Raw genomic sequence first — 9,320 nt, forward strand, 5'->3', positions numbered from 1 at the left:
GTTCACCGGCCGGGCCACCCCGTCGCGCACCCCCGACAGGACGGCGTCCTCCGCGCCGCCCGCGATCGCCGGGGCGAGCGCCGTCAACCGGCCCGGCCGCGACTCCCTGCTGCGACTCCCGGCTGCGACTCCCCGCCTGCGACTCCCCGGAGGCCCCGACCGCAGGTTCACCCCGTCGTGTGAAGATCGGCGTGAGCGGCGTGTCGCACGCGTCGGATGCGGCTGATCCAGGTCCGGCTAGGCTGCGCCCCATGCAGAAGTGGGAGTACGCGACCGTCCCGCTGTTGATCCACGCCACCAAGGCGATCCTGGACCAGTGGGGCGACGACGGCTGGGAACTGGTCACCGTCCTGCCGAACCCGAGCGGTGAGCAGCACGTCGCCTACCTGAAGCGGCCCAAGGCATGAGCTGGACGGCGCGGCTCGCCGAGCTGGGTGTCGAGCTGCCCCCCGTGGCGGCGCCGGTCGCGGCCTACGTGCCCGCCGTGCGCTCCGGGCAGCTGGTGTTCACGTCCGGGCAGCTGCCGTTCGTCGGCGGTGCCCTGGCCGCCACCGGCAAGGTCGGCGGCGACGTCAGCCCGGAGGAGGCCAAGGACCACGCGCGCACGTGCGCGCTGAACGCCCTGGCCGCCGTGGACGCGCTCGTGGGCCTCGACTCGGTGGTCCGCGTCGTCAAGCTGACCGGCTTCGTCGCGTCCGCCGAGGGCTTCACCGGCCAGCCGGTCGTGATCAACGGCGCCTCGGAGCTGCTGGGCGAGGTGTTCGGCGACGCCGGGCGCCACGCGCGGGCGGCGGTGGGCGTGGCCGAGCTGCCGCTGGGCGCGCCGGTCGAGGTGGATCTGATCGTCGAGATCGGGGAGTGAGATGTCGGACACGTGCCACGAGCTGCTGCTGCGGCTGGCCGGTCGGCTTCCGGACGACGTCCTCTGGCGGTTCCGCGACTGGGCGGCCACGGACGCGGTCGCGGTGCTGGCCCGCGTCCTGCCGCGCACGCTGCTGCACGACCGGATCGGTCTGACGGACTACGAGCAGCGGCTCCTCGCCGACGCCCTCGTGCCGCACGGGGCCGACCGGTCCACGATCAGTTCCGTCAAAGGGCTGGACGAACTGCCCGATCCCGGCTACACCTTCTCCCCGGAATCACCCGATCGGGTGTTGATGGGCGATTCCGCGACCGTGGTGCTCGGAGCGACCTTGCGGGGACGCCCCGGGGTCGGCGAAGTCCGGTCCTCGTGGCGGCTGGGCGGGGGCGAACCCAGGCGGCTGATCCTGGTCACCGCCACGACCGGGGAAGCCCGGTTGACTGGTGAGCTCCAGCGCGTGCTGCGGGCGCTCGGCGAGCACGACCCGTGTGTCGAGGTACTGCCCGCCGGATTGGACCTGCCGCCCTACCACCGGGCGGCGTTGGCGGCATCGGAGCTGGTGTGCGCCGGCGCTGACGCCGACGGGCACCTCGTGCCCGTCTAGAGCTCGGCGCTCCCGCGCGAGCCGGAAGGAGAACAGGCGTGACGAACGACGGCGTGGGTCTCCCCGTCCGTTTACACGACCTTCTGTTGGCGCTGGCCGGACGCGTCGACGACGACGCCCTGACCCAGGCTCGGGAGCTGCTGGCCGTCGCCGAACTGGACAGAGCGGTCGAACTCGTCGTCGGCTGCCTGCTGGCCGGGCGCATCCCGGTGTCCCCGGAGGAGCGCCACGAGCTCGGCTGGCTGCTCGGCGAGGTCCGCTCGGACCGCTCGCTGGCGGACCGGCTGTTCGCGGTCGAGCAGGTGCCGGTGCCCCGGCACCGGTTCAGCGTCGACTCGGACCCGTCGGACGGCCTCGCCGAGGTGCTGGGCAAGACCGTGTCGGTGCTGCCGGACGTGCGCGGCGTGCGCGCCACCTGGCGGTCCACGCCGGCCGGCGCGACGCCCGGACCGCTGCCGCAGCGGGTCGTCCTGGTGGACATCGGCCCGGAGGGCTTCGCGCCCGCCACCGCCTACCGGGTCGACACCGTGCTGCGCAAGGCGGGCATCCGGGCGGTGGTCGAGGTGCTGACCGTGGGCTCCCAGCTCGGCGACTACCACGCGGCGGCCGTCACCACGGCCCGCGAGGTGTTCTTCTCGGCCGGCTCGACCCGCCCGCAGCCGCCACCGGACAGCGGCACGTGGTTCGACGGTGAAGTGCGGGACCAGGCACCGGTGGTCGAGCCGGAACCGGTGCCTGCGGAACCCAGGAACGGCTCCAAGTCACGTCGTGCGCGCGTCGAGACGTACGAGGGCGCGCAGCCCTTCCCGCCCAAGCCGGTGAAGCGGCTGCCGGTGCGCGACCCGGCGGAGGACGCGCACGACGTCCGCGTGGACGAGGTGCGTGCCCACGACGTGCGTGCCCACGAGGTCCGGGACGACGTTCGCGTGGACGAGGTCCGCGTGGACGACGTGCGGGACGACGTGCGCGTGGACGACGTGCGCGAGGTGCGCGAGGTGCGCGACGACGTGGCCGTCGACGTGCGGTCGGACGACGTGCGCGTCGAGGACGCCCCCGAGGCGCCCGTCGAGCCGCCGCCCGCGGTGGAGCAGCGGCCCAGGGCCGTCGCGCCGATGCCGTTCGCGCTGCCCGACGACCACCCGCTGTCCCGCTCCGAGGTGACGACCGAGCTGGGTCCGGACGACCTGGCCGCGTTGCAGGCGGCGCTGGCGGAGGGGCAGGCGCCGGCGGCCGTGCAGCTGCCGCCGACCGTCGACGCGAAGCTCAGCGACCGGGAACGGGCGTTGCTGCAGCAGCTCCACGAGGAGCTGGCGCAGCGCGAGCAGCAGACGTGGCCGGCCGGGCCCGAGTACGTCAACGGCATGCCCAAGCCGACCAACGGCAAGTTCCCCGGCTAGCGGTTCCCGAAGACCGTCGCGGCCCCGCCTCCCCTCACGGGTGGCGGGGCCGCGACGCGTTCGTCAGGCCTCGGCCTTCCGCCGGGCGAGGTCGATGATCCGCTGGAGGTGCAGGCCGCGGCGGACGTCGAGCGGGTGCTCGGTGGTGCCGCTGTCGACCATCGCCACGAAGTCGTCCAGCAGGTTGGTGAAGCACTGCTGCGCGGTCGTGCCGCGGTCCGCGAGCACCCGGTGCCCGTGCTCGCCGTACACGACCACCTCGGCGATGCCGGGGTTCAGGTCCAGCGTCATGGTCAGCGTGGCCACGCTGGTCGCGCCGCCCTCGTGCTGGAAGACGACCTGCCACACGCCGTGCTCGGACCGGTTGGCCGCGATCACGTCGGTGATCGTGCCCAGGGTCGCGTCGAGCAGGTCGAACGCGTGCGGACCGATGTCGTCCAGCGGCCCGCGCTCGTGCCGCCACGGCGAGTGCGAGAACGGGCCGCCCAGCAGCGCGCCGGTCAGCCAGCGGGCGCTGCCGCCGACCCAGCCGCCCGCCTCGCGGAGCTGGTCCAGCTGCTCCCGCGTCTCCGGCGCGAACCGCTTGGTGAGCACGACGAGCGAGGCGACGTTGTTGCGCTCGACCGCGTCGACCAGCCGTTCCGCGTCCTTCAGCGTGCTCGCGATCGGCTTCTCCAGGATGAGGTGCCTGCCCTGCTCGGCGGCCTTGGTGGCGATCTCCGCCTGAACCTCCGGCGGCACCGCGAACGCCACCGCGTCCACCTGCTCCAGCAGCTCGTCCGGGGTCTTGGCGACGGTCGCGTCGCAGGTGCCGGCGAGTTCGGCGGCGGCCTCCTCCCGACGGGCCCACACGGCGGTCAGGCGGGTGCCGGGGTGGTCGGCGATGCCGGGGGCGTGCACCATCCTCGCCCAGGGGCCGGCACCGATGAGTCCTACGCGCAGCTGTTCGTCCACCTGGCCCATCCTGCCTTTCATCGGCCGCCGACGTAAGTCGATTCCGGCACGAAGATCAGGCCGCCGTGGTCGAACCGCAGCTCCACGCCTCCCGTGACGCGGTGCACCTCGGGAGTGTCGTCCCACCCCTTCGGGATGGGCACGACGTGCCCGTGGTCCTCGGTCGGCCCCAGCCAGACCTCGCGGTCCGTGCCGCCGAGCAGGCTCGACCTCTCCTTGACGTAGACGTTCGGCGTGCCCTCGTCCGTGCTGGTCGTGGTGGTGCCCGGCAGGAAGAGGAGCACGGCCGCCGTCGCGGTCAGGCCCGTGCCGACGACCGCCCCCACGACGAACAGCAGGACGTTGACCAGGCAGCCTTTTCTCGTGGTGTCCACGGGACGTGATCCTCGTCGTAGGCTCGGGTCGTGCGCGAACTCCCCGAGGAACTGGTGTTGCCGGCCGACATGGTCCCCGAGGACTTCACCGGGCCACCGGTCGAGCCCCGGGACGCGGCCACCGTGGTGCTGCTGCGGGACGGCGCGGCCGGCGTCGAGGTCTTCCTGCTGCGGCGGGTGACCGGGATGGCGTTCGCGGGCGGGATGACCGTGTTCCCCGGCGGCGGGGTGGACCGGCGTGACGCGGACACGTCCGTGGCGTGGAGCGGGCCGTCGCCGTCGTGGTGGGCGACCCGGTTCGACTGCCCGGTGGAGCTGGCCACCGCGCTGGTGTGCGCGGCGGTGCGGGAGACGTTCGAGGAGTCCGGGGTGCTGCTGGCCGGGCCGTCGGCGGACTCCGTGGTCGCGGACACCTCCGGGTACGGGGCGGCGCGGGAGGCGCTCGTGGCGCGCGAGCTGTCGTTGGCGCAGTTCCTGGCCGCCGAGGGGCTCGTGCTGCGGGCCGACCTGCTGCGGCCGTGGGCGAACTGGGTGACGCCCGCCGAGGAGCCGCGCCGGTACGACACGCGGTTCTTCGCGGCCGTGCTGCCGGAGGGGCAGATCGCGGACGGCGTGACGACGGAGGCGTCGGACGCGGCGTGGCAGCGCCCGGCGGACGCGCTGGCCGACTGGAAGGCCGGGCGACGGGCGTTGATGCCGCCCACCTGGATGACGTTGGCCGAGGTGGACGAGCTGGGCTCGACGGCTGCGGTGCTGGCCGAGCCGCGCGAGGTGTCGAAGATCATCCCCAAGGTGGTCCGGGAAGGCGGCGCGCTGCGCGTGGTCATGCCGTGAGCCCGCTGGCCTACGGGGTGTTGCGCCAGGTCACGCCCACCGCGGCGGTGCTGCTGGCCGAGAACCCCGGCGTGATGACGTTGGACGGGACGAACACGTGGGTGCTGCGCGCGCCCGGCTCGGCGTCGTGCGTGGTGGTCGACCCCGGCCCCGCTGACGCCGCCCACCTGGCGAGGCTGGCCGCCCAGGCCCCGGTCGAGGTCGTGCTCCTCACCCACGGTCACCCCGATCACTCGGAAGGGGCGCGGGAGTTCGGTCGACAGGTGGACGCGCCCGTGCGGTCGGTCGACCCGGCGTTCCGCCTCGGCGGGCTGGGGCTCGACGAGGGCGACGTGATCGAGGCCGCCGGCCTGTCGATCCGCGTGCTGCCGACGCCCGGCCACACCGCCGACTCGGTGTGCTTCCAGCTGGACGACGCCGTGCTCACCGGCGACACCGTCCTGGGTCGCGGCACGACCGTCGTCGCCCACCCGGACGGCAGGCTCGGCGACTACCTCGCGTCGCTGCGGCTGCTCGCGGCCCTGCCGGCGGGCACGGTCGGGCTGCCCGGCCACGGTCCCGAGCTGCCGGACCTCGTGGCCGCCGCCAACGGGTACCTGGCGCACCGCGAGCAGCGGTTGGCGCAGGTCAAGGCGGCGGTGGCGGAGCTGGGCGGCGCGCCGACGGCACGGCAGGTGGTCGAGCGCGTGTACGCCGACGTGGACCGGTCGCTGTGGGAGCCCGCCGAGTGGTCGGTGCGGGCCCAGCTGGAGTACCTACGCGACGCCTGACGGGTTGTCGATCACGTACCGCCAGCCGCCGTCGGGGCCCCGGCGCGCGACGTCGGTCGCCGTGCCGGTCTCGTCGCCGACCCGCCAGTCCACGACCAGCAGGGCCAGGTCGCCCCGCGCGACCACCTTGCGGAGGCGGACCGTCATCGGGGCGCCGAGGGCGAGGTGGCCCGCGAGTTCGTCCGGCTCGGCGCCGGGTTCGTACAGGGCGGACGGGTCGCCGGCGTTGAACGCCTCGGCGAAGAGTGCGGGCAGCTCGTCCGGGGTGCGCGCGATCATGGTGGGGACGCTAGGAGGGTGGCACGTGGCCAACCAAACGGTGAGTGCCTGGGTCGGCGACCCGCACGGCGAGGTCGACCACCCGGTCGCCGACTGCCCGGTGGAGGTCACGCTGCACGCGTTGCGCGGGCGGTGGACGACGCTGGTGGTGCGGGAGCTGTTCGACGGGGAGCGGAGCTTCGGAGACCTGGCGATGGCGCTGCCCGCGTTGTCGGACAAGGTGCTGGCCGACCGGTTGGCGCAGCTCGTGGCGGCCGGCGTGGTGACGCGCGTGCGCGAGCCGGGCTGGCCGAGCCGGGTGCGCTACTCGCTCACCCCGCGTGGCCAGGGCCTGCGCGGGGTGCTGGAGGCGATGTGGGCCTGGGGTCAGGACACCGTCCGCAGCGGCACCACCAGGTAGGTCAGCTCCACGCCGTCCTCGCCCGCCTGGGACGTGAGCACGGTGGAGCGCAGGCCGTCCTGGATGCGCAGCTCGACCCGGCGGCCGCTGAACGCGCGCAGGGCGTCCGCGAGGTACCGGGCCTGGAACGTCTTGGTGACCCGGTTGCCGTCGATGGTCGCCTTGACCGACTCCTCGGACTCGCCGCTCTGGGGGTCGCTGCCGCGCACGCGCAGCTCGCCGTCGTCCACCTGGAGGGTGACGGACCCGTGCGGCCCCGCGTACGGCACCGCCCGGCGCACCGCGCCCGCCAGGACGTCCGCCTCCACCAGCACCGTGCTGTCGATGACCGCCTCCAGCAGCTTCCGCGCTCGATCGTCGGGGAACGGGGCCGCCAGCAGCGCCGTGCTCACGCTCCCGCCCGCCCACGACAGGGCGATGCGGTCGGCGTCGGCGTGGACGACCACCTCGGCATCGCGGTCCGGCTGCCGGGACGCCTCGGCCAGCACCACGGCCGGTGCCAGGGCGTCCAGCGCGCCTGTCGGGACCCACGGTAGCGAAGCGAACGCCATGCGATACCGGTCGGTAGCGATCAGCTCCAGCCGGTCGCCCGCGCCGTGCACCCGGACCCCGGTGAACACCGGCAGCGCGTCGTCCTTGGACGCCGCGCCGGACACGGGCACCAGGGCCGACGTGAGGGCGCGCGCCGGCGCCGAGCCCACGGCCGGCGGGTGCGGCGGGACGTCGGGGTGCGACGCCAGGTCGAGCAGCGGGAGCGCGAACCGGGCCGCGGACGTGCGCACGGCCAGCCGCGAGCCCTCCACGACCAGCCTCACCTGAGGGTCGTCCAGGCCGCGCAGCGTGTCCGCCAGCGGCTTGGCCGGCACCACCACCGCGCCGTCCACGTGCACCGTCGCGGCGCGGGTGAGGCGGACGGCGTGCTCGCGGTCGCTGCCCGCCAGCTCGACCCCGTGGCCGGCCGCGCGCAGCACCAGGCCCGCCAGCACCGGGTCGTGCACCCGGGTCGGCAGCAGGCGCGCCACGTCGGCGGCGGCGGAGGCGAGGTCGGCGGTCGTGGCGGTCAGGTCCATGACGGCGACGCTAGACCCGACCACCGACAATTCCGTGATCACCGCAGGTCAGCGGGCCACCAGCGCCACTTCGTCCCGGCGGGGCAGCGGCACGCCGGCCGCCACCGTGCCGCGGAACACCCACACCAGGACGGCGATCAGCAAACCGGACCCCGCCGCCGCGACGAACGCCGCGCCGGTGCCGTGGGACTCGACCAGCTGGCCGCTCGCCGACTGCCCGATGGCCAGGCCGACGGTCACCGCCGTCACCACCCAGCCGAACGCCTCGGTCGCCGTGCCCTCGGGCGCGACCTGCTCGATCGCGGCGGAGTGGCTGGTGGCCTGCGGCGTGATCAGGGTGCCGACCACGAGCAGCGCCAGGCCGAGGCCGATCAGCCCGGTCGGCACCGCGAGCAGCAGCGACAGCAGCGCGAACCCGCCCAGGAGCACCGGCAGCCGCAGGTGCATGGGCCGGGGGAACGGCCGGGTCGAGTAGAGGACGCCGAACAGCACCGAGCTGACCGACCAGAGGCTCAGCAGCAGCCCGCCCACGCCGACGTGACCGGCCTGCGCGGCGGCGGCCGGCACGGCCACCTCGATGAACCCGATCGTGACGCCGAAGCCCAGCGCGGCCAGCGCGACCGTGCGCATGCCCGGCGACGCCAGCGCACCCAGGAGGTTCCGCCGCGCCGGCGTCGGCCGCACACCGCGGACCGTCGGGTTCAGCGCGAACCACAGCGCGCCGACCGCCATGGACGCCGCGCCGATCACCACGCCCGTGCCCGCCCACGGCGCCGTCACCAGCAGCCCGGCCAGGCCGGGACCGAGGATGAAGAACACCTCCATGCTGATCGCCTCGTAGGCGTACCCGGCGTGCCGCGCGGCGCCGGGCGGCAGCACCTGCGACCACAGCGCGCGGGACGCGGACCCCACCATCGGCTCGGTCATGCCCACCGCGAACGCCACCGGCACGAGCACGGCCAACGTGAACCCGGCCTCGACCGCGCCGATCGCCAGCGTGACGAACACGGCGAACAGCGCCACGGCCACGAGCAGCGGCCGGGTCGGGCCGTGCCGGTCCATCAGCCTGCCCTGCACGATCGACCCGAACGCCACACCGACCAGGGACGACGCCGACACCAGACCCGCCGCGGCGAACGAGCCGGTCTCGCGCTGCACGTACAGCAGCAGGGAGAGACCGACCATCGCGATGGGCAGGCGGGCGAGCAGCGACGCGACGACGGGGCCGCGCATACCGGGCGTGGTGAGGGCGGTGCGGTAGTCGGAGAGGCGGGCAGAATGGGACATGTGTACCAGTATGCCTCTGACTGGTACGTGCGTACCAGTCATTTGCACGGTGCGACCCATCACCCGGTCGCGCACCGCCCATCACCTGGGAGTGAGTTGCAGTTCGGTTACAACTATGGGATGACCGGGTGAAACCACGCCACAAAAGCTGCACAGGGGCTCTATGAGGGTGAAAGCACTTGAGTTGCGGGGTAGGGGTCGTGCGATCGTTGAAGGAGCCCCTACCCACCCGTTTCGATGGACGTCGCAGCGGGTAACCAAGCCTCCTTCCGGCGCTACGAGGGTCGGGGCCTGCGAGCGTCGGATGTGTGGAAGGCGTGGTCTGTCGGGGGATGGGCCGCGCGACGACAAGACCGGTGCGCCGCGTCGGGGGCGGCGCCCGGTCTTGTTGCTGTGTTGGATTGCGCCGCCTTCGGCGTCGCGGCTCGGCCGCCTGGAAGTCGGTCGTTCGCGTCTGATTCGCCGACGATCGAAGAGCGTGATCGCCGG

At 74.0% G+C, this 9,320-nt stretch carries 12 protein-coding genes; 7 read left to right on the forward strand and 5 right to left on the reverse strand.

What is annotated here, in order from left to right:
• Positions 1 to 251 precede the first annotated feature (251 nt).
• The 4 genes from ACFQ3T_RS29640 to ACFQ3T_RS29655 all read left to right on the forward strand — a co-directional run bounded on the left by ACFQ3T_RS29640 (position 252) and on the right by ACFQ3T_RS29655 (position 2,863).
• Positions 252 to 407: a hypothetical protein gene (locus tag ACFQ3T_RS29640; RefSeq protein ID WP_106616451.1), complete on the forward strand. Its 156-nt coding sequence runs from the start codon at positions 252 to 254 to the stop codon at positions 405 to 407.
• Positions 404 to 862, forward strand: coding sequence for a RidA family protein (locus ACFQ3T_RS29645; RefSeq protein ID WP_380728211.1), 459 nt, complete (start codon positions 404 to 406; stop codon positions 860 to 862). The genes ACFQ3T_RS29640 and ACFQ3T_RS29645 overlap by 4 nt, the downstream gene beginning before the upstream one ends.
• 1 nt (position 863) lies before the next feature.
• Entirely contained in the window at positions 864 to 1,466 is a 603-nt protein-coding gene (locus tag ACFQ3T_RS29650; RefSeq protein ID WP_380728213.1) for a hypothetical protein, read from the forward strand.
• An 86-nt stretch (positions 1,467 to 1,552) separates the two neighbouring features.
• The gene (locus ACFQ3T_RS29655; protein WP_380728215.1) at positions 1,553 to 2,863 is read left to right on the forward strand and encodes a hypothetical protein; all 1,311 of its coding nucleotides are present in this window, start codon (positions 1,553 to 1,555) and stop codon (positions 2,861 to 2,863) included.
• Between the two features lie 63 nt (positions 2,864 to 2,926).
• Here the strand turns inward: ACFQ3T_RS29655 and ACFQ3T_RS29660 are convergent, their stop codons facing one another.
• A complete protein-coding gene (locus ACFQ3T_RS29660) occupies positions 2,927 to 3,826 on the reverse strand; it encodes a Gfo/Idh/MocA family protein (protein WP_380728228.1) in 900 nt (299 codons plus the stop codon).
• A gap of 8 nt (positions 3,827 to 3,834) precedes the next feature.
• A complete protein-coding gene (locus tag ACFQ3T_RS29665) occupies positions 3,835 to 4,191 on the reverse strand; it encodes a hypothetical protein (RefSeq protein ID WP_380728216.1) in 357 nt (118 codons plus the stop codon).
• 69 nt (positions 4,192 to 4,260) lie between these two features.
• On the opposite strand from ACFQ3T_RS29665, the gene ACFQ3T_RS29670 reads away from it, so the two are divergent.
• Positions 4,261 to 5,025: an NUDIX hydrolase gene (locus tag ACFQ3T_RS29670; protein WP_380728230.1), complete on the forward strand. Its 765-nt coding sequence runs from the start codon at positions 4,261 to 4,263 to the stop codon at positions 5,023 to 5,025.
• On the forward strand, positions 5,022 to 5,795 hold the full coding sequence (locus ACFQ3T_RS29675) for an MBL fold metallo-hydrolase (RefSeq protein ID WP_380728218.1): 774 nt from the start codon (positions 5,022 to 5,024) through the stop codon (positions 5,793 to 5,795). The genes ACFQ3T_RS29670 and ACFQ3T_RS29675 overlap by 4 nt, the downstream gene beginning before the upstream one ends.
• On the opposite strand, the gene ACFQ3T_RS29680 is transcribed toward ACFQ3T_RS29675, so the two are convergent.
• A complete protein-coding gene (locus ACFQ3T_RS29680; protein ID WP_380728220.1) occupies positions 5,781 to 6,074 on the reverse strand; it encodes a YybH family protein in 294 nt (97 codons plus the stop codon). The genes ACFQ3T_RS29675 and ACFQ3T_RS29680 overlap by 15 nt on opposite strands.
• Before the next feature lie 25 nt (positions 6,075 to 6,099).
• Here ACFQ3T_RS29680 and ACFQ3T_RS29685 point away from each other — a divergent pair, with 25 nt between their 5' ends.
• Entirely contained in the window at positions 6,100 to 6,474 is a 375-nt protein-coding gene (locus tag ACFQ3T_RS29685; RefSeq protein ID WP_380728222.1) for a winged helix-turn-helix transcriptional regulator, read from the forward strand.
• Here the strand turns inward: ACFQ3T_RS29685 and dnaN are convergent.
• Positions 6,441 to 7,544: a DNA polymerase III subunit beta gene (gene dnaN, locus ACFQ3T_RS29690; RefSeq protein ID WP_380728224.1), complete on the reverse strand. Its 1,104-nt coding sequence runs from the start codon at positions 7,542 to 7,544 to the stop codon at positions 6,441 to 6,443. The two genes, ACFQ3T_RS29685 and dnaN, sit on opposite strands and share 34 nt — an antisense overlap.
• A 48-nt stretch (positions 7,545 to 7,592) precedes the next feature.
• A complete protein-coding gene (locus ACFQ3T_RS29695; protein ID WP_380728226.1) occupies positions 7,593 to 8,831 on the reverse strand; it encodes an MFS transporter in 1,239 nt (412 codons plus the stop codon).
• Positions 8,832 to 9,320 lie beyond the last annotated feature (489 nt).

Origin of the sequence: Saccharothrix hoggarensis (genome assembly GCF_042678885.1) — a bacterium.
Lineage (GTDB): Bacteria > Actinomycetota > Actinomycetes > Mycobacteriales > Pseudonocardiaceae > Actinosynnema > Actinosynnema hoggarensis.

Excerpts from the sequence above, each read along its gene's own strand:
- ACFQ3T_RS29695 (WP_380728226.1), bottom strand. The coding sequence starts at position 8,831 with ATGTCCCATTCTGCCCGCCTCTCCGACTACCGCACCGCCCTCACCACG.
- dnaN (WP_380728224.1), bottom strand. The coding sequence starts at position 7,544 with ATGGACCTGACCGCCACGACCGCCGACCTCGCCTCCGCCGCCGCCGAC.
- ACFQ3T_RS29660 (WP_380728228.1), bottom strand. The coding sequence starts at position 3,826 with ATGGGCCAGGTGGACGAACAGCTGCGCGTAGGACTCATCGGTGCCGGC.
- ACFQ3T_RS29645 (WP_380728211.1), top strand. The coding sequence starts at position 404 with ATGAGCTGGACGGCGCGGCTCGCCGAGCTGGGTGTCGAGCTGCCCCCC.
- ACFQ3T_RS29640 (WP_106616451.1), top strand. The coding sequence starts at position 252 with ATGCAGAAGTGGGAGTACGCGACCGTCCCGCTGTTGATCCACGCCACC.
- ACFQ3T_RS29670 (WP_380728230.1), top strand. The coding sequence starts at position 4,261 with ATGGTCCCCGAGGACTTCACCGGGCCACCGGTCGAGCCCCGGGACGCG.
- ACFQ3T_RS29680 (WP_380728220.1), bottom strand. The coding sequence starts at position 6,074 with ATGATCGCGCGCACCCCGGACGAGCTGCCCGCACTCTTCGCCGAGGCG.
- ACFQ3T_RS29650 (WP_380728213.1), top strand. The coding sequence starts at position 864 with ATGTCGGACACGTGCCACGAGCTGCTGCTGCGGCTGGCCGGTCGGCTT.